This is a genomic window from Campylobacter sp. P0085, from assembly GCF_002139495.1.
Lineage (GTDB): Bacteria > Campylobacterota > Campylobacteria > Campylobacterales > Campylobacteraceae > Campylobacter > Campylobacter devanensis.
Genome location: NZ_MJKB01000001.1, coordinates 212,842 through 231,782 on the forward strand (window position 1 = coordinate 212,842; position 18,941 = coordinate 231,782).

At 33.8% G+C, this 18,941-nt stretch carries 16 protein-coding genes; 6 read left to right on the plus strand and 10 right to left on the minus strand.

Annotated elements, in window-relative coordinates; all coding sequences use genetic code 11:
- Positions 1 to 55 precede the first annotated feature (55 nt).
- Genes pyk through CIGNP85_RS01155 form a run of 4 tightly spaced genes read left to right on the plus strand, consistent with a single transcriptional unit; the run spans position 56 to position 5,865 of the window.
- The gene (pyk, locus tag CIGNP85_RS01140) at positions 56 to 1,498 is read left to right on the plus strand and encodes a pyruvate kinase (RefSeq protein ID WP_086286676.1); all 1,443 of its coding nucleotides are present in this window, start codon (positions 56 to 58) and stop codon (positions 1,496 to 1,498) included.
- On the plus strand, positions 1,498 to 2,736 hold the full coding sequence (locus CIGNP85_RS01145; RefSeq protein ID WP_086286677.1) for a M16 family metallopeptidase: 1,239 nt from the start codon (positions 1,498 to 1,500) through the stop codon (positions 2,734 to 2,736). Before pyk ends, CIGNP85_RS01145 begins: the two co-directional genes overlap by 1 nt.
- The gene (gene recG, locus CIGNP85_RS01150) at positions 2,736 to 4,535 is read left to right on the plus strand and encodes an ATP-dependent DNA helicase RecG (RefSeq protein ID WP_236845127.1); all 1,800 of its coding nucleotides are present in this window, start codon (positions 2,736 to 2,738) and stop codon (positions 4,533 to 4,535) included. Before CIGNP85_RS01145 ends, recG begins: the two co-directional genes overlap by 1 nt.
- A 55-nt stretch (positions 4,536 to 4,590) precedes the next feature.
- Positions 4,591 to 5,865, plus strand: a complete 1,275-nt coding sequence (locus CIGNP85_RS01155; RefSeq protein ID WP_086226530.1) for an aminotransferase class V-fold PLP-dependent enzyme — start codon at positions 4,591 to 4,593, stop codon at positions 5,863 to 5,865.
- Positions 5,866 to 5,913: 48 nt separating this feature from the next.
- On the opposite strand, the gene CIGNP85_RS01160 is transcribed toward CIGNP85_RS01155, so the two are convergent.
- Positions 5,914 to 8,478 (minus strand): hypothetical protein, encoded by a 2,565-nt coding sequence (locus tag CIGNP85_RS01160; RefSeq protein ID WP_086286678.1) that lies wholly within the window; start codon positions 8,476 to 8,478, stop codon positions 5,914 to 5,916.
- Between the two features lie 239 nt (positions 8,479 to 8,717).
- Between CIGNP85_RS01160 and groES the strand changes: the two genes are divergently transcribed.
- Positions 8,718 to 8,981 carry a co-chaperone GroES gene (groES, locus tag CIGNP85_RS01165; protein ID WP_086227752.1) on the plus strand — a complete coding sequence of 88 codons (264 nt, stop codon included), beginning with the start codon at positions 8,718 to 8,720 and terminating at the stop codon, positions 8,979 to 8,981.
- A gap of 15 nt (positions 8,982 to 8,996) precedes the next feature.
- The gene (gene groL / locus CIGNP85_RS01170) at positions 8,997 to 10,634 is read left to right on the plus strand and encodes a chaperonin GroEL (RefSeq protein ID WP_086232376.1); all 1,638 of its coding nucleotides are present in this window, start codon (positions 8,997 to 8,999) and stop codon (positions 10,632 to 10,634) included.
- A 609-nt stretch (positions 10,635 to 11,243) separates the two neighbouring features.
- Here groL and CIGNP85_RS01175 read toward each other — a convergent pair.
- The 9 genes from CIGNP85_RS01175 to rpoD form a co-directional block, all read right to left on the minus strand.
- Complete coding sequence (locus CIGNP85_RS01175) at positions 11,244 to 11,783, minus strand: GNAT family N-acetyltransferase (protein WP_086286679.1); 540 nt, start codon at positions 11,781 to 11,783, stop codon at positions 11,244 to 11,246.
- On the minus strand, positions 11,776 to 11,988 hold the full coding sequence (locus tag CIGNP85_RS01180; RefSeq protein WP_086232378.1) for a hypothetical protein: 213 nt from the start codon (positions 11,986 to 11,988) through the stop codon (positions 11,776 to 11,778). The genes CIGNP85_RS01175 and CIGNP85_RS01180 overlap by 8 nt, the downstream gene beginning before the upstream one ends.
- Positions 11,989 to 11,998: 10 nt before the next feature.
- Positions 11,999 to 12,964 (minus strand): ketoacyl-ACP synthase III, encoded by a 966-nt coding sequence (locus CIGNP85_RS01185; protein ID WP_086286680.1) that lies wholly within the window; start codon positions 12,962 to 12,964, stop codon positions 11,999 to 12,001.
- A gap of 15 nt (positions 12,965 to 12,979) precedes the next feature.
- Positions 12,980 to 13,765, minus strand: a complete 786-nt coding sequence (locus tag CIGNP85_RS01190; RefSeq protein WP_086286681.1) for an SDR family NAD(P)-dependent oxidoreductase — start codon at positions 13,763 to 13,765, stop codon at positions 12,980 to 12,982.
- Complete coding sequence (locus CIGNP85_RS01195; protein ID WP_086286682.1) at positions 13,766 to 14,455, minus strand: CDP-alcohol phosphatidyltransferase family protein; 690 nt, start codon at positions 14,453 to 14,455, stop codon at positions 13,766 to 13,768.
- Positions 14,452 to 15,189: a hypothetical protein gene (locus CIGNP85_RS01200; RefSeq protein WP_086286683.1), complete on the minus strand. Its 738-nt coding sequence runs from the start codon at positions 15,187 to 15,189 to the stop codon at positions 14,452 to 14,454. Before CIGNP85_RS01200 ends, CIGNP85_RS01195 begins: the two co-directional genes overlap by 4 nt.
- Positions 15,179 to 15,406, minus strand: coding sequence for a phosphopantetheine-binding protein (locus CIGNP85_RS01205; RefSeq protein WP_086224063.1), 228 nt, complete (start codon positions 15,404 to 15,406; stop codon positions 15,179 to 15,181). Before CIGNP85_RS01205 ends, CIGNP85_RS01200 begins: the two co-directional genes overlap by 11 nt.
- Positions 15,399 to 16,874, minus strand: a complete 1,476-nt coding sequence (locus CIGNP85_RS01210) for an amino acid adenylation domain-containing protein (protein WP_086286684.1) — start codon at positions 16,872 to 16,874, stop codon at positions 15,399 to 15,401. Before CIGNP85_RS01210 ends, CIGNP85_RS01205 begins: the two co-directional genes overlap by 8 nt.
- Positions 16,875 to 16,975: 101 nt before the next feature.
- Complete coding sequence (rpoD, locus tag CIGNP85_RS01215) at positions 16,976 to 18,838, minus strand: RNA polymerase sigma factor RpoD (RefSeq protein ID WP_086234288.1); 1,863 nt, start codon at positions 18,836 to 18,838, stop codon at positions 16,976 to 16,978.
- Positions 18,839 to 18,941: the final 103 nt, after the last annotated feature.

Here is an 18,941-nt window from a genome sequence, read left to right on the forward strand (position 1 = left end):
AATTCTTATCATTTATCCTTAAATTTGGTATAATTACCAAAATTTAGGAGTAAATATGAAAAAAACAAAAATCGTAGCAACAATTGGCCCATCTAGTGATTCTATTGAGGTTATTAAATCTTTAATTATAGAGGGAGTAAATGTATTTAGACTAAACTTCTCACATGGAACACATGAATATCATCAATCTACAATTGCTAAGATAAAAGAGGCTTCAAATGCCTTAGGAATCAGGGTTGGAATACTTCAAGATATCTGCGGACCAAAAATTAGAATTGGTACATTAAATGAACCATTTGAGTTAAAAGCAGGTGATAGATTAAATGTATTAAAAGAGAGTATAATTGGCCGCAAAAATGGAGAAATTTATGAACTTAGCATAAATCAGCCTCAAATTTTATCCTTGTTAAAAGAGGGTGAATATATATATTTATATGATGGAATGATAAAGGCTAAGGTAGTAAAATGTCTGCCAGATATGATTGAAACTGTAATAGAAAATGATGGCATACTAAGCTCAAATAAAGGGGTAAATTTCCCAAATACTAAACTAAATATCGATGTTATTACTCAAAAAGATAGAGCTGATATGTTATTTGGAGCACAAAATGGAGTAGATTTTGTTGCTATTAGTTTTGTGCAAAATGCAAATGATATTATAAATGCTAAAGCTATATTAAAAGAGTTTAGCTCAAGTGCTAAGGTATTTGCTAAAATAGAGAAATTTGATGCAGTAGAAAATATTGATAGCATAATAGAAGCTAGTGATGGAATTATGGTTGCTCGTGGAGATCTTGGTATTGAGGTGCCATACTATAAAGTTCCAACCATTCAAAAGCTAATTATTAAAAAGGCTAATGCCGCAAACCGCCCAGTAATTACTGCTACACAAATGATGCTCTCAATGGCAAAGAGTCAAAGTGCAACAAGAGCTGAAATAAGCGATGTAGCAAACGCTGTATTAGATGGAACAGATGCTGTTATGCTAAGCGAAGAGAGCGCTGTAGGTATAAATCCGGTAGCAGTGGTTAAGTCTATGAGTGCAACAATAGTCCAAAGTGAGCTTATATATCCATATGGCAAATTTGATGAGTTTGAATTTGCTGATGAAACTGATATGGTAGCAAGTGCTAGTTCGCATTTGGCTCAAAGAATAGGCGCAAATGCTATTATTTCAATTACTAGTAGTGGTTCAAGCGCTATTAAGATGGCTCGTAATCGTCCAACTATGCCAATAATTGCTGTAACTCATGATGAGAGCGTGGCTAGAAGTTTGACTATTGTTTGGGGTGTAACTCCAAGTTTAGTTGTGCCACAAAATCAGTTAAATCTGCTTTTAGCCAACACCATAAAAGGATTAAAAGATGCAAATTTAATAAGCGATGAAGCCACCTATACGCTTACAGCAGGCTATCCAGCTGGCAAAATTGGTAGTACAAATTATATAAGAATTTTAAGAAAAGAGCAAATAAAATACTATCTAAATGAGGTAAAATAGTGGAAAGATTAAATTTAAAAATCGCTAATAGTGATATTGCTCTAATCTATGAACATAGTAGCGAATTGCCACTTGTTGGAATTAAGCTTGTCTTTAAGGTGGCTGGAAGTTGCAATGAAAAAAAACATGGCATAGCTACAATGGCTGCTGAATTGCTAGGTGAAGGTAGTAAAAGATTAGGTAGTAATGAGTTTAATAGGGCGCTTGATATGCGTGCGATTTTACTTAGTGCTAGCGCTGGATATGAGACTTTTGAAATTAGCTTAGAGTGTTTAAGTGAACATTTTGAATATGGTTTTGATATGCTGTTAGAATTACTAGCTCAGCCAAATTATGATAAAAATATCCTAAAAAAACTAAAAACTCAGACACTTGGCATCATTGCTTCAAATAACAGTGATTTTGATTATCAAGCAAGCAATGCATTAAAAGCAATTTTATATCCAAACTCACGCTTAGCTGCGCCTAGTATCGGCACACCTGAAAGTATCGCTCAAATTGAGCTTGGCGATATCAAAGAGTTTATAGAAAATAGTTTAAATTTAGAAAATATGTTTATAGTTTTAGGCGGTGATATAGCGCTTGAGAGAGTTAAATTTGATAGATTAGCTGATGTATTAAAAGTTGGAGAGGTTAGAGAGTTAAGTCCTGTAGAAGTTAGCACTGAACAAAGAGAAGAGATAATTTCTAGACCAAGCCAGCAGGCTTATATATATTTTGGCTCACCGCTTAAATTTGCTTTAGAAGATAGATATAAGCTGAGTGTAGCAATGTTTATTCTAGGTAGTAGTGGATTTGGATCTAGGCTTATGGAGGAGATTCGTGTAAAGCGAGGACTAGCATATAGCGTATATTGTTCGGCTAATTTAAATCTTAGCTATAATTCAATGAGTGGATATTTGCAGACTAAAAATGAGAATAAAGATAAAGCTATACATCTAATAAAAAGTCAGATTGCCAAATTTGTCAAAAAGGGCGTAACTCAAAAAGAGTTAAATGCAGCTAGAAATTTCTTGCTTGGTAGTGAGCCACTTAGAAAAGAGACGATGTTTAAGCGTCTTGCAATAGCTCAAAAAGAGTATTATCAAGGCTATGATTTGGGCGAATTTGATCTAAATTTAGAGCGTATTAAATCACTAAAGCAAAAGGAGCTAAATGAGTTTATAGCTAGTCTTGAAGAGCTTAATTGGCTTAGTATTGCGTGCTTGTATAGTTGTCTATATAGCGAGCCAAAATAGTGGAGTACAAGGAGTTAAAAGAGCTAGGTATCGCAAGTTTACTTGATCTAGCTTTGATTTTGCCTAAAAGCTTTGATGATTTGCGTGTTAAAAATGAGCCAAGTATCGGTGAAAATAGTGTAGAAATTGAGATTAAATCATCTATAACTCGTCCTACGATGCTTAGTATTTTGGCCTATTGTATCTCATGGGAGTGTGATGTTTCTATTGTGATATTTAATGCTAGGCCATGGCATTACGCCTCTTTTAAGCGTGGCAAAAGACTCTATATCCATGGTAAATCCGTATTATATAATGGGCTTTGGCAGTTTAGTAATCCTAAAATTATTACAAAAGTTGGCCAGATTATTCCACATTATAAAAGAGCATTAAAAGACAACCAAATTCAAAATTTAATCAAAAAATATATAAATTTAGAATCCTTAAAATCTCAAGGATTAAATGGTGATGAGGCTAGGCAAATTTTAGCCTTACATGAACTTAGCGATGAGGCTTTAAATTCGGTTATGAATTTAAATAATAAACAGCTAGATACACTTAAATTTATTGAAATTTATAATTATCTAAAAAAGCTTAGTGCTAAAAAGGTGCTTTTTAAGGCCACTGCTATTAAGCCCTATAATATTACGCATTGGCTTAGCTCATTGCCTTTCATTCCTACAAGCGATCAGATAAAAGCATTAGAAGATATTAAGGAAGATTTAGCTAAAAGTATAGCAGCAAAGCGTGTAGTAATGGGTGATGTAGGAAGCGGTAAGACTTTGGTAATCTTGGGCGCAGCACTACTTAATTATCCAAACCGCTCGATTTTGATGGCACCTACAACTATTTTAGCTACACAGCTTTATAGCGAGGCTATGAGGCTTTTGCCTGATTTTGTGAGAGTAAAATATCTACAAAAAGGGGCAAAAAATGTAAATTTAAATGACGCAGATTTGATCATTGGCACTCATGCTTTACTGTATCAAGAACTTCCAAAAAGTACTCTTATAATGATTGATGAGCAGCATAGATTTGGTTCTATTCAAAGACAAAAAATAGATGAATTAACGCGCGATGAGAGCTTAAGGGCGCATTTTTTACAGTTTAGCGCCACACCAATTCCTAGAACGCTTTCACTCATTGAGTCTGAATTAGTAAGCTTTAGCTTTTTAAAAGAGATTCCATTTGCTAAGCAAATTAGCACACATATTATTCAAAATAGTGGATTTGGCGCACTTTTAGAACATATCAAAGAGCAAATTTCACAAAATAAACAGACGATCATTGTTTATCCGCTAGTAGAAGAGAGCGAGGTAAGCAATTATCAAAGTCTAAGTGTAGCTGCGCCATTTTGGTTAAATAAATTTCAAAAAGTCTATGTAACACATGGTAAAGATAAGCAAAAAGATGATATCTTAGAACAGTTTGCAAATGATGGAAATATTTTATTAGCTACGACTATTGTTGAGGTTGGGATCTCTCTTCCACGGCTTTCAACTATCGTAATTGTAGGTCCTGAAAAGCTAGGACTTGCTTCACTTCATCAGCTGCGTGGTAGGGTTGGTAGAAATGGTGGGCGAGGTTGGTGTTATTTATATACTAAGCTTGCAAGTATTCCAAGTAGATTAAATGAATTTGCTCAGACGCTTGATGGATTTGTTGTAGCTAAAATTGATTTAAAAAACCGTCAAGCTGGTGATATTTTAGATGGAACAATGCAGCATGGAGCTACATTTGAATACTATGACATGGACGAGTTAATAACTCAACGAGCTAAAAAAAGACTAGCAGATTTTAAAGCTAAAAATGTAGTATAAATTTATATTTGGTAAAAATTTAGTATAATAAGATAAAAAATCTAGGAAAAAGCCATTGAATATCGATAAAATTCGCCAAAATATCATATTAAAAGATGGGATTTATTATTTTGACTGGACAGCTAGTGGGCTTGGGTATATACCAATTGAAGATGAAATTAGGCGAATGCTTCAAACCTATGCTAATACACATAGCGAGTGCAGCGAATGTTCTAATATTACTACAAACTACTATGAAAATGCACGTACTGGAATAAAAAGATTACTAAGATTACAAAGTGATTTTTTGCTTTTACCATGTGGGCAAGGTAGTAGTGCTGCGATTAAAAAATTTCAAGAGATAATGGGAATTTATATCCCACCAGCAACTAAAATGGCTTTAAATATTGATTTTGATACTATTAAAAAATCTTTACCGCTTGTAATTGTAGGACCTTATGAACATCATAGCAATGAGATTAGTTATAGAACTGGGATGTGTGAGGTAGTTCGTATTCCATTGGCTAGAGATGGTGGACTTCACTGGGGTGAGCTTGATAAAATTTTAAAAATCAATGCCAATAGAAAAATCATAATTAGCATAAGTGCTGCTTCAAATGTAACTGGTATAAAGACAAATTTGGCTATGCTAAATGCAGCTGCTAAGCGATATGGCGCTATAATTGCTGTAGATGCCTCAAGTCTTATTGCTTATGAAAATGTAGATAGCTCGCTTTGCGATGCGATATTTATCTCGCCACATAAGCTGCTTGGCGGTGTTGGGAGTTGTGGTATTTTAGCAATTAGAAAGTCGCTATTTAGCTCAAATTTACCGACATTTTCAGCTGGTGGAACAGTAGGCTATGTCAGTAAAAAAAGTATTCATTATCTAGAAGATATAGAGAAAATTGAAGATGCTGGAACCCCAGCGATCACTCAGTTAGTTAGAGCATATTTAGCATTTGAGCTTAGAAATAGGGTTGGTTTAGAGTTTATAAATGAGCAAAAGACTTTGCTTATGGATAAATTTGAGCTAGGACTTTCTAATATAAAAGGTGTGATAGATTATGTGCCTAAAAATTTAGAAAGGTTAGCTATTTTTGCTTTTAATATTAAAGGTATTTCACCTTTTGATTTAGCTCAGGTTTTAAGTAAAAAATTTGGAATTCAAAGTCGTGCTGGATGTTCATGTGCTGGGCCATATGGTCATGATTTATTGGGATTAAAAGATGATGAACCTTTAAGCTTTAAGCCAGGCTGGTTGCGTGTGAGTTTGCATTGGTCTCATAGTTTAGATGATGTGGATTATTTACTTAATGCTATTGGGCAAGCTAGAAAGGATTTGATTTAAAATTTAGTATTAATTTGAGACTTGTATTTAAGTCTCAAATTAATGATTTTAATTAAATAGATTTTGCAAGCCATTTATCAGCTCTTTAGCGCCTTGACTTTTTTCCTTATCGTTGTCAAAAAGTTTATCTATTCCTTTGCTAATTTCTTCATTTATTTTCTCTTTGATATAGTTTGAGCTGATAGAATATTTTGGTTCATCGCTTGTGCCAGTTATCTTTATATCGATATCTGTTTTTTCTATATTGGCTGTTATTGGAATATTGATAGCTTTTGTAGCAGTATCTAAACTACCATTAGCTATACTGATATTTGCCTTTTGCGAGTTAAGCTGAGTTATAAAATTTATTAAATTTAGATCAATTGTTCCTTTTAAATAGCCATCTTTAAATACTTCTTTTGTGATATCTTTTTGAATTGCTGTGCTTATTAGCGTAGTTAACCCACTTCTTGCTAATTGACCTTTGGCTATATCGGCATTAAAATCTCCTTTGGCGCTATCTAGATTATAATTAGCATTTAGCGTAGCTTGACCCTCGTAAAATGGCATAAAATCTAAAAATTCAAGCAATTTTGCAATCTCAAATGTTGATAGATTTAAATTTGCTTTATTATCTTTGATATCAATTTTTAGTTTTGAGCCTATAAAATCGCTATTTAATGTGGCATTTACACTCTCATTGATTGATATTTTTCCGCTTGGATTTAGTGCGCCATTTAACTTCATTCCAGTTAAAAACTCAAGTTTTGCAAGGCTTGGTATATCTGCGTTATATAGTGCTTCTAGGCTATTTTTATTAATATCATAGCTTCCATCAAATTTATTTATTGTAGCTAAATTTGAATTAATTATGGAGGCAAAATGCACGGTTGAGTTGGTAAATGTTGGTTTGATATGTGCGTTTAGTGTTGTATTTTGTGGAAATTCTTTATTAGTTAGTTCTTTTAAATTAGCTGCATTTAATACACCATTTTCAAGTTTTATATCGCCTTTTCCATTTAGATTTGCTATATCAATGCTATCTAAATTTAGTTCACCATTTAGTTCACCATTTAAAAGTGGTTTTTGTCCAATCATCAAGAATATATTTTGAACTAGGATATTTTGAATTTTAGCCTTTAGTTTTCCATTATCAAGATTTGCTGTGATTATGCCATCCATTGCTTTAATATCTACATTGGCGCTTTTTAGTGGTGATTTTTGATTATTTAAATTGGCATCTATATCTGCATTTAGAGCGATTTGGCCAGATAGTTTTGTGCCTGAGATATTGCCAAACTTAGCTAAATCTGGTACTAGTGCTTGGGCATTTGCTTTGGCAGTATTTTGGGCTAGATTGTAGCTAGCATCTAGATTGTTTAGGTTTAAAATCTCAGATATTAAATTTGCTTTAAGTTCTGCATTATCACCTTTTAGTGCGGCTTGAATATCTGAATTAAAGCTTACATTTTTAGGTAGGCTTGCACCTATCATTTTATTTAATTCATTAGCATTAATTATTCCACCATTTATATTTATACTTACATTTCCAGCTCTTTTGTTTGGATCATTTAGTGCAGTAATTAAAGCAGCCCCATTAATATTGCCATTTAAAATTGCTGGCATTGAAACTAGCTTTAAAAGCTCGTTTAGTTTTATTTTTTTGATATCAGCGTTTATTTTATTATCTGCCATTTTAGCAGTTATAACCCCACCTAATCCACTTATATCAGCATCTAAAAACTCTAAATTTCCATTAGATATTTTTGTATTGGCTTTGGCTGTAATTTCTCCGCTTAGTTTTTGGCCAATTATTGGTTCTAGCTTGGCTAAGTTTGGGATATTTAAATTCAGATCACTATTTAATACATTTTCATCTATATTGTATATAGAATTTAGAGCTGCTGCAACAGCAATTGGTGTGGTAATTATACTTTTAGCTTTAGCTGTGCGACCTTCTAGATTTAGATTTGAATCAGCCTTTATAGTAAAATTATTTGGTAAATTAATTCCATAATCAGTTGCAATTAACTCATTATTTGTTATAGCTTTTGGTATATTTAGGTTAGCTGTTCCACTATATAGTGTGTCCTTGCTAGTGATATCAGCTTGGATATTCATATTGCCTGTTATGTATGGTTTGCCTAGAGCAATAGCTGTGATTTGAGCTAAATTTAATGATTTAGCATCTAGCTTTATCTCAAGTGGAGCAAAGTCCTTGATTCTAGCTGCAAAACGTAAATTTGATCCAACAATCTTGCCGCTACCATCGGCGATGAAGTTGCTAAGTTTACCAATGACCTTACCTTTTAGGTTAATATCATCTTTTATAGCTATTCCAAGGTTGCTCAAATCGCTTGTAGCTGTGGTATAATTAAGATCAAGTGCTTGACTAAATAGGCTATAATTCCCATAAACTCTAGCTTTTAAGGCGTTATTGACGCTAGCAGTTATATCAAGATTGCTAATACCAAGCTTAAATTCGTCAAGTCTAATATCCATTCCACTTTTTTCAGAAGCGATTTTTTCTATATATGGCTTTAAAATACTATTTCCAACACTGCTAAAAAGCAGTGTATAAATAGCAGCCAAAACTACCACTAAACTACCTAAAATCCAATATATAACTCTCATTTAAATTCCTTATAAATTTTTGTTTATTATACTAAAATTTAATTTAATAAAATCAAAATCACAAATCTATTTTTATGCGAAATTAATTTAAACTTTAGTGGCTTAGACTAAATGTTTTTGATAAATTCTATTTAAATTTGCTCAAAATTTATTGACATATATATAAAATTATGATATATTTTCATCACTCAAATATATAGAGTGCTAATTTTTAAATCAGATTACATGAAAGGATCAAAATGAATTTTTTACCATTAGGTAAGCGTGTGCTTATAGAAAGAGAGGAGGAGCTTAAAACTACAGCTTCAGGTATTATCATCCCAGATAATGCGTCCAAAGAAAAACCAAGCGAAGGCAAAGTTATTGCTGTTAGCAAAGAAGTAGAAGGCATTAGCGAAGGCGATAGAGTTGTATTTGCGAAATATAGCGGTAGCGAAATTACGCTTGATAACAAAAAATATTTAGTATTAAATACAGATGATATCTTAGGTATCATAAAATAGTAAAAAGGATAGAAAATGGCAAAAGAGATTATATTTGCAGATGATGCTAGAAATAGATTATATAATGGCGTTAAAAAATTAAGCGATGCGGTTAAAGTAACAATGGGTCCAAGAGGTCGCAATGTGCTTTTACAAAAAAGTTTTGGTGCGCCAACAATAACAAAAGATGGCGTTAGCGTGGCTAAAGAGATTGAACTAGCTGATACTATAGAAAATATGGGCGCAGGCCTAGTAAGAGAAGTAGCTAGCAAAACTAACGATGAAGCCGGTGATGGCACTACTACAGCTACTGTTTTGGCTCATGCTATATTTAAAGAAGGTTTAAGAAATATCACAGCTGGAGCAAATCCAATCGAAGTAAAAAGAGGTATGGATAAATTCGCTACTGCAGTGATAAACGAGCTTAAAAACGCATCTAAAAAAGTAGAAGGCAAAAAAGAGATCGCCCAAGTAGCTACAATCTCAGCTAATAGCGACACAAGCGTTGGCGATCTAATAGCTGAAGCTATGGAAAAAGTAGGCAAAGATGGAGTTATCACAGTTGAAGAGGCTAAATCAATAAATGATGAGTTAAATGTAGTTGAGGGTATGCAGTTTGATAGAGGATATCTAAGCCCATATTTCATCACAAATGCAGAGAAAATGCAAGTTGAGCTAAGCAGCCCATTTATACTATTATTTGATAAAAAAATATCAAATTTAAAAGATCTTTTACCAGTTTTAGAACAAATCCAAAAAACAGGCAAACCTCTACTAATCATCGCCGAAGATATAGAGGGCGAGGCTTTAGCAACTTTAGTTGTCAATAAACTTCGTGGCGTGCTAAATATCTCAGCAGTTAAAGCACCTGGCTTTGGTGATAGAAGAAAAGCTATGCTAGAAGATATCGCTATTTTAACAGGTGGTGAAGTAATTAGCGAAGAGCTAGGTAGAACTTTGGAGAGTGCTAGTTTAAATGATTTGGGTCAAGCTGATAGAGTAGTAATCGACAAAGATAACACTACAATCGTAAATGGTGCTGGCTCAAAAGAGGCGATAGATGCTAGAATCAGCCAAATCAAAGCTCAAATAGCTGAAACTACAAGCGACTATGACAAAGAAAAACTTCAAGAAAGATTGGCCAAATTAAGCGGTGGTGTAGCAGTTATCAAAGTCGGAGCCGCTACTGAAACTGAAATGAAAGAGAAAAAAGATAGAGTAGATGACGCTCTAAACGCTACTAAAGCAGCAGTAGAAGAGGGCATCGTGATAGGCGGCGGTGCTGCTTTGATTAAGGCTGGAAATAAAGTAGATTTGAATTTAAAAGGCGATGAGTTAATCGGTGCTGATATCGTCAAGCGTGCTTTATTTGCTCCACTTCGCCAAATCGCTGAAAATGCTGGATTTGATGCTGGTGTGGTAGCTCACGCAGTAAGCAGTGCTGATAAGGCAAATTACGGATTTAACGCTGCTAGCGGAGAGTATGTAGATATGTTTGAAGCTGGTATCATAGATCCTGTTAAAGTAGAACGCATAGCACTTCAAAATGCTGTTAGCGTAGCTAGCTTGCTACTTACTACAGAAGCTACAGTAAGCGAAATCAAAGAGGATAAACCAGCTATGCCAGCAATGCCTGATATGGGCGGTATGGGTGGAATGGGCGGTATGATGTAAGCCCTTAACATCTAGAATTTATAATTCTAACCTCAAAGCTTGGGAATTTTAATTTCCAAGCTTTGATTGCGTGAGATTTGAACTATTTTGAGTTATGTGATTTATATTATTAATGATTCTTTTAAAATTTGGAATTTAACATAAAATATTTTAGCTATTTCAATTTTTCTATTATTATCCTATATTCTTTATAACTTTTATTGTAAATTTGATAATTAATCATAAAATAAATAAAGTAATAATTAATATTAGCAGTGAGCATTTCTTATGCTTTTTATCATAGATAAATTAGAATATTATATGCTATAATTTTGTTATGGGGATATGCCATAGGGCTGGAACCCCTACGGCAAATTCCGTCTCCATAGAAAGGAGAGAAGAATAAATGCTTAATGTATTTACGGTAATTATACTACTTTGTATAATTGTTGTCAAGGCTTATTAGCCTTGCCCCACGAAAGTGGGGAAATACAACCCCCTATGGCTTTAGATAAAACTTCGTCTTTTTATATTTTTGGATATATGGATAAATATCATAAGATTTTTAATCAAAATATATAGCATTTAAAAGCGCAAAAATTATAAGATTAATCACCACGCCATTCCCAATCATGATAAGCCAAGTTTAGCTATCAGGCTATCTCGCATTTGGTAGTAATCATCTTTGTCAAGCTCAAAATATATGCATTGATTATCTGTGTGAGTGGTTTTGAAATTTAGTAGTTTTGCCATTCTTATAGCTCGTTTATTTTCTAGTTTGCAATATGCTTTTAGTTTTTTAAGACCTAAATTTTCAAAGCCCATATCATAAATAGCGCAGTATGCCCCAAGCGTGATTCTAGCTTCGTCTAGGTGCTGTGGTATGGAGATGATTTCGCCTGGTATTGCTGTGCGGACTTGCCAATCAATTTGCTGAAAACAAAAATACCCAATAGCTACGCCACCCACAAAAGCCATGTAATATAGCGAATTTGGCTGATTTTGGATAGAGTTAAACCAGTTTAATTGCTCTTCTTTGGTTATGTGTGTGCCATTTTGGCTTAGCATTAATTTAGCGATTTTTGGGTCATTTCTCCAATTACGCAAAATCTCTATATCTTTTAGCTTTAATTTTTCGATTTTGACGCCATATCTACTAAATTCACTCATTCATCAAATCCAATATATCACCAACAATACTTAGTTTTTTTAACTCATCAAATGTAAGTGTATAACCATAATCATCAGCCAACATTACAATTGTACTAATCTTACCCATTGAGTCCCACTCGGCTATGGAGTCTAGCGGTGTTTGCGGTGTTAGAGTCTCATCACATTCTATTACATCTTTAAATTTTGCTATTTTTGTATCCATTTTTATCCTTTTAGATCCCTATTACTGTAGCACTCCATGCAAGCCCAATGCCAAAACCAGCTATTAATACCTTAAAACCTGGTTTTATAGTGCCATTTTCTATGGCTCTTTTTAGGGCAATTGGCACACTTGATGATGATGTGTTACCTATATTTTCTATATCAAAAATTACCTTTGAGCGCTCAAGTTTAAGCGATTTAGTAATGGCTTCTAAAATTAATAAATTTGCTTGATGAAAGACAAAAAAGTCAATATCATCACTGTTTAAATTATTTGCTTTTAGAGTTTGCCTAACTAAATTTGGTACCTCTCTAATAGTGAATAAAAAAACCTCAGGGCCATTCATTGTTAGGGCTATATCTTTTGGATCTTGCCCATTAAATGGACTAGCATAACCTCCATGGTGTTTATACATACTAAAAAATCCACTCCCATCTGTACCGCTAATCACCTGAGCAATTTTATGAGCGTTACTCTCATCAATTATCGTAGCACTAGCTCCATCACCAAAGAGTATCCTTTGAGCCATATCGCTATGCTCAAACATTTTAAAACACATATCAGCTGTACATAGTAATACTTTTTTAGCGCTATTAGATAGTATTAATGATTTAGCCACTAATAGACCATGAATGTAGCCACTACACGCTATATTTATCTCCATAGCGTTTGTTGTTTTAGGTAAATTTAGCTTATGATGAAGCAGATAGACAGTTGCTGGTTGTAGAAACTGGGGCGATTGAGTGCAAAGCAATAGCGTATCTATATCGCTAAGGTCTATATCATACTCTTTACTTAAATTCAAAGCAGCTTTAGCAGCTAGGTCGCTAGTTAGCTCATCATTAGCAGATTTTTGGCGGCTTAAGATACCAGATTTTTTATAAATTTGTTCGCAGCTCCACTCATCGCTATTAGCTAAGGTTGCAAAATATTCATTATCTACACGCTCATTTGGTAGGTAGTATGCAATCTTCATATATTGCTTTCCGTTTTAACACTCGAATTTAGAATTGCCAAAGCCTAACCCCCCCCCTGAGCTGATTTTAAGACACTCTCCAGTAATTCTACTAGCTTTAGAACTAAGCAAAAACAAAACCGAATCAGCCACCTCTTTAGGCTCAATCAACCCAAGTGGCATTATCTCTTTTAATCGTTCATTTTGAGTTTCTTGAGATATAAATTCGCTAGTAAAGCTCTCATACATTGGTGTATTGACAAATAATGGCGCTACAGCATTTATGCGAACTCCTTTTTTAGAATACTCTTTAGCTAGACTTCGTACAGCTGAATTTAGTGCAGCCTTACTAGCGCTATATACGCTTAGACCAGGCTCAGCACCAAATGCAGCCATAGAGCTAATAGCTACTATACTAGTGTCGCTCTTGGCGTATCTACCATGCTTTAGTGCAGATTTTGCAAGCGCAAAAAATGTTAATAGATTTATATTTATCAACTCATGCATTTTGGATAAATTTAGATCACGCAGTAGCATTGGATTGAGAGCTCCAGCACTATGAATAAAGCCATTTAGTTTAAATTTGCTAGCAAATTCAGCCACGGCGCTCTCAATACTATCTAAATTATTAGAGTCAAAGACTGCTACATTATGACTGGTTTGACTTGTTAAGCTTAGTTCATTTTTGAGCGAATTTAATCTTTTAATATCCCTACCAAGCAATAAGAGTCTAGCGCCCTTTTTAGCTAGAGTACGAGCTATGCATCTACCTATACCTGATGTGGCACCAGTTATGATATAGGTTTTGTCTTTAAAGTCCATCTACCCCCCCCCTAATTTTTTTTGTATTTTTAAATTCAAATTTAACTCAAAAAGTCTATAAATGATATCTGAAATATATATCATCCCAAGGATATAAAAGCAAATTTCAAACTCACCACTAAATATCCCAAAGGCTAAAATCCATGCTAATAAACTCGCATCAATCCCAAGTAAAACCCCACGCTCTAAAAGCCACTTTTTTAACCCAAATCGGTGGATATTTTTAAGCTTTTTTAGACGAGGATGGATAAAATGCTTACAAAATTGCTGATGAAAAAGTAAAATAATACATATAAAGCTCACTAAAAAAGCATTAATATCATATAAATATCCAGCCAAAACTATTAAACCAAACCACGCTATATAATCACTAGCATAGTCCATATAATGACCTAAAGTGCTACTTTGTCCCCTAAGCCTAGCAAGCATTCCATCTGTATGATCAGCTAAGCTATAAATAATATAAAAAATTCCACTAAGAACATTATATCCATTATAAAGCAAAGCAAAGCTTAGCAAAGTGCAAGCCATACCAAATATTGTAATTAAATTTGGCGTAATAGCCGTATGCAAGAGTGTAGGCAAGATAAATCTTTGGATTATCAAAATTCGCCAAATATACTCAGTTATATAGTAAGTCGGACGACTCTCTAGGCGCTCAGATTTTTTTAGTTTTTCATCTAAATTCATGGTTCAATTGGTAAAAACTCACCCCAAATTTGGGCTACGCTTTTATATGTTTTTTCTATATCAAAGGCAAATTCATGCGTATTCCACGCACATCTAAGCATCATTGCCATCTCTACTTCATTCCAAAACTCAGCTAACTTATTAGGCGCTATATCATCAATGATATATGTGCCAAATTTAGCTTTTATATAGTTTTGCAAATGCTCTACTGCGATATTTGCTACCATAAATATAAATATATAATTTGGATCTTTTAAAAGATCTTTTAAATTGGCTTTTAGCATATCTTGAGTTTCTTGTCTATTTTCTCTTATAAGAGTACAAGGATGAGATTTAGCACTAAAGAATAGATCAAAAATCGTACCATTAAAAAATCCTAAAATCTCACCATTTGGGCTAACTTTAGGTAAGATCGGATATAACTTGCAAACTAATGGACGATTGGCGTGAGGATTACAAAGCCCCTTTTTATCGCAGTGAAGCCAGTGTAGGATTATTGTTTGTCCGCCTTTTAATTTAAATTTTTCACTCTTTTTGGCTACTTCCATGCCATTTATAGCGCCTGCTTTTAGATACTCCTTATACTCGATATCAAAAAGTGGTAAAGCGATGAAATTTGAGCGAATTAGCTTAAAATTTGGATTAGTAAATCCAGCACAGCAATACCCAGCGCAACTCTCATAGCACTTTGGGGCGTAAATATACTCTTTTTCATAATCCATTTTATACTCCATATGCCTCTTTTATCATCTTATCTAATGCAGCGATACTTTGGAAATTCTCTGCACTTAAAAACTTTGCATCTAAATCCTTCCCATATCGTGCCGCCATAGCAGCAACTAAGGATATGATATCAATGCTATCAATTAGCCCACAATCTAATAAATTTGAGCTATCATCATTAATATCATCTCTACCAATCTCATTTAATAAAATTTTAGCTTCACTCATTTTTTAGTGCTTCCTTATCAATTTTTCCATTTTGATTTAGTTTGAATTTATTTTTATAGATAAATTTGCGTGGAATCATATACTCTTGGAGTTTTGATTTTAAAAATTCTTTTAAATTTGTAATCACATTAGCACTCTCATAAAATGCAATGATTTGATAATCTTTAAAAATGCACGCAACTCTATAAATATCAGGATGTGTTCCAAGTACTGTCTCAATCTCGCCAAGTTCAATTCTAAAGCCGTTAAGTTTAATTTGCGAATCTTGTCTACCATAATATATCAAATCACCATGTTCATCATATGCTACGATATCGCCAGTTTTATAGATTGGCTCAGCGTAGCTACTTTGTAAAGGATTTTGGATAAAAGCCTTAGCTGTCTTAACTGGGTCGTTATAGTAGCCATAGCTTAGCCCTGAACCTCTAATGTATAGCTCACCTTTTATATTTGGTTTAGTAATAAGTTTCATATCTTCATCAAAGACTAAAAGTTCAGTATTACTAAAAGCCTTGCCAATTGGTAAAATTTCATCATCTCTAAGCTCTCTATTAACCATATAGTATGAGCTTGCTAGAGTTGTTTCAGTAGGGCCATACATATTATAAAATTTAGCATTTTTAATGGATTTTATCCAGTAATTTAGCTGTTTTGTAGGCATCATCTCGCCGCAAGATATTATCATTTTAAGGGATAAATTTGCTCCATTTAGGGCATTAGAATTAGCAAAATATATTAACACACTTGGTACCCAAAGAATGGTAGTAACACTATTTGTGATTAGATACTCAACTACTTTAAGCGGAAAAGCAAAAATAGAGCTTGGTAAAATATGAGTAGTAGCACCAACAAATGTATTAACATAGATATCAAAAACGCTTAAATCAAAATAAAATGGCGCTTGATTGGCGATTACATGACTATCATCGATTGCTAAATCATTCACACAAGCAATGGTAAAATCTATTAGGCTTTTATGGCTGATACTAACGCCCTTTGGCTCGCCAGTGCTTCCGCTAGTAAATAGCGTATAGGCTAAATCTGTATCAATAATTTTAACACTATTTAGAATGGTTTGATCAGGTTTAAAACCTGGTAAGTCATCAATAAAAATGGTTAATAAATCCAAATTTAGCGCTAAATCCTTGCTAGTAATAAGCAAAGCAGGGCAGAGTGTGCGAATTATTTTATCAATTCTCTCAAGTGGCATATTTTCATCTATTATAGTATAAAAATTACCACTTTTTAACACTCTAAAAAAGCTTATAATCGCCTCTATGGATTTAGGTAAAATTATCAAAATAGGGGATTTATATATTTTATGATTTAAAATTTCACTAGCCAAAGCACCGCTAAGCTCATCAAGCTTAGAGTAGCTAATGGTGGTGCCATTTGGCGTTATAAACGCTGATTTATCTGGTAGGATCTTGGCTGTGTGAGCTAGTATTTGATGAGCTGAGTTTAGCATATTTTCCCCTTAAAATTCAGAAAATAGGGGGGGGGTAGAGCCTTTAAATTTAATTTTTTGGCATAGTGATTTAAATTTCAAAGCACATAACCCTTGCAAATTTACCCCTCAATATAGTTTTTTAGTTTGCGACCAACTTTTGGGTGTTTTAGCTTTTTGATTGCTGAGCTTTCAATCTGTCTGACACGCTCTCTAGTTACATTTAATTCCTTGCCAATCTCTTCAAGAGTTCTATCGCTCTCATCATCTAATAGACCAAATCTCATTCTAATTACAGCTTTTTCTCTATCATTTAACTGGTCTAAAACTTCATCAATTTGCTCTTTTAAATCAGCTTTTAATATTGCTTCCATCGGGCTTAATGCGCTTCTATCCTCTACAAAATCACCATATTTACCATCATCTTCGCTACCTATTGGAGCTTCTAGGCTGATAGGTTCTTTTGTGATTTTGATAACTTGTTTGACCTTGTCAACACTTAGCCCAACTTCTTTAGCAATAATTGAAACATCTGGTTCTTTGCCTTCTTCTTGGACATATTTTCTATTTATCTTATTAATTCGGTTAATAGTTTCAATCATATGGATTGGAATTCTAATCGTACGAGCTTGATCGGCGATAGCTCTGCTGATAGCTTGTCGTATCCACCATGTGGCGTATGTGGAGAATTTAAATCCCTTTTTATACTCAAATTTATCCACAGCTTTCATAAGGCCTATATTACCCTCTTGGATAAGGTCTAAAAACGGCAACCCACGGTTAGTATATTTTTTGGCTATGCTGACAACTAGGCGTAAATTTGATTTTGCCATTTTGGCTTTAGCGTCATCGCTGATATTTTTGCCTTTTTTGATCTGATTTAAGATATTTTTTAAATCTTTTGGATCTAGGTTAAAGCCGGTTTTGCTCGCTTCTTTGGTTTGAAATAGCTTTTTGATCTCCATATATGTAGATACCATTGTGGCTTCTGGGACTCTAGTTATTATATCTTCTTTGCTTAGTTTGGTGATATCTTTTAAGATTTGTTGGTGATTTTTTCTTAATTCAGCGCTAAACATCGGAAGTCTATACTCAAGCCTTTTAAGCTCTTTATCAAAGTCAGTATCACTTTTTAAAGCAGTTTCAATAGATTTTACAATCTCATTGATTAATTTGCTAGTTGGACCTAAATCCATTAATTTATCTTTTAAGACCTTTTTTTTGAATGTTAAATTTAGTTTTGCACTTAGATCAACTTCGTTTTCTATAGAGATATTTTGTTTTGAAGCGATTTTTAGCCAATCTTTTTTAGCTTTTTCAAGTGCTTTAAAGCTCTCTATTACCTTTTCAGCTCTTTTATCAAGCTTTTTAGGCTGTTTTTGTGTCTCATTTGACTCATCATCTTCTATGTAATCCTCTTCGATATCATCGTCATTTTCTTCATCAGATTCTTCCTCATCAAAGCTTCTAAATAGCTCTTTAACTCGGCGCTCTCTATTGATTAATGGCTCTTTATAGTCTAAGATAAAATCAATTAGATATGGCACAGAGCAAAATGCATCAATGATAATATCTTCGCCTAGTTCGATTTTTTTACTAATTTCAATTTCCTCTTCTTTGCTAAGAAGTGGGATCTGTCCCATCTCACGCAGATACATACGAACAGGGCTATCTGAGCGACTCCACTCAAGTAGATCGCTCTCGCTACTTAGGTCAAATTCATCCTCTAAATTAGCTTCGCTAGCTTTTTGCGGGTCGGTTATAGCGGATTTTTTTGCTTCTTGAATGGTCTTTTGCTTAGCAGCTTCTACAGCGCTTATAAGCTGAATTTTGTGTAATTCAGCTAGGGATTCTATCTTTTTGATCAGTCCTGCGGTTGGGGCTTTGTCAAATAGTCTTACTAACTGCTCAAATGTTACATAGCTTTTTGCATTTTCACGAAATAGCTCTTCAATTTGCGCAAACATCTCTTTGGCTGCACTCATCAAAATATCCTTTGTATAGGCAAAATAAAATTAAGGATTATACCCAAAAATTGATTAAATAAATTTGAAATTAATAAAATAAAATATAAATAAGATTATAGAG

Excerpts from the sequence above, each read along its gene's own strand:
- pyk (WP_086286676.1), top strand. The coding sequence starts at position 56 with ATGAAAAAAACAAAAATCGTAGCAACAATTGGCCCATCTAGTGATTCT.
- CIGNP85_RS01160 (WP_086286678.1), bottom strand. The coding sequence starts at position 8,478 with ATGAGAGTTATATATTGGATTTTAGGTAGTTTAGTGGTAGTTTTGGCT.
- groES (WP_086227752.1), top strand. The coding sequence starts at position 8,718 with ATGAATTTTTTACCATTAGGTAAGCGTGTGCTTATAGAAAGAGAGGAG.
- groL (WP_086232376.1), top strand. The coding sequence starts at position 8,997 with ATGGCAAAAGAGATTATATTTGCAGATGATGCTAGAAATAGATTATAT.
- CIGNP85_RS01175 (WP_086286679.1), bottom strand. The coding sequence starts at position 11,783 with ATGAGTGAATTTAGTAGATATGGCGTCAAAATCGAAAAATTAAAGCTA.
- CIGNP85_RS01180 (WP_086232378.1), bottom strand. The coding sequence starts at position 11,988 with ATGGATACAAAAATAGCAAAATTTAAAGATGTAATAGAATGTGATGAG.
- CIGNP85_RS01185 (WP_086286680.1), bottom strand. The coding sequence starts at position 12,964 with ATGAAGATTGCATACTACCTACCAAATGAGCGTGTAGATAATGAATAT.
- CIGNP85_RS01190 (WP_086286681.1), bottom strand. The coding sequence starts at position 13,765 with ATGGACTTTAAAGACAAAACCTATATCATAACTGGTGCCACATCAGGT.
- CIGNP85_RS01195 (WP_086286682.1), bottom strand. The coding sequence starts at position 14,455 with ATGAATTTAGATGAAAAACTAAAAAAATCTGAGCGCCTAGAGAGTCGT.
- CIGNP85_RS01200 (WP_086286683.1), bottom strand. The coding sequence starts at position 15,189 with ATGGAGTATAAAATGGATTATGAAAAAGAGTATATTTACGCCCCAAAG.
- CIGNP85_RS01205 (WP_086224063.1), bottom strand. The coding sequence starts at position 15,406 with ATGAGTGAAGCTAAAATTTTATTAAATGAGATTGGTAGAGATGATATT.
- CIGNP85_RS01210 (WP_086286684.1), bottom strand. The coding sequence starts at position 16,874 with ATGCTAAACTCAGCTCATCAAATACTAGCTCACACAGCCAAGATCCTA.
- rpoD (WP_086234288.1), bottom strand. The coding sequence starts at position 18,838 with ATGAGTGCAGCCAAAGAGATGTTTGCGCAAATTGAAGAGCTATTTCGT.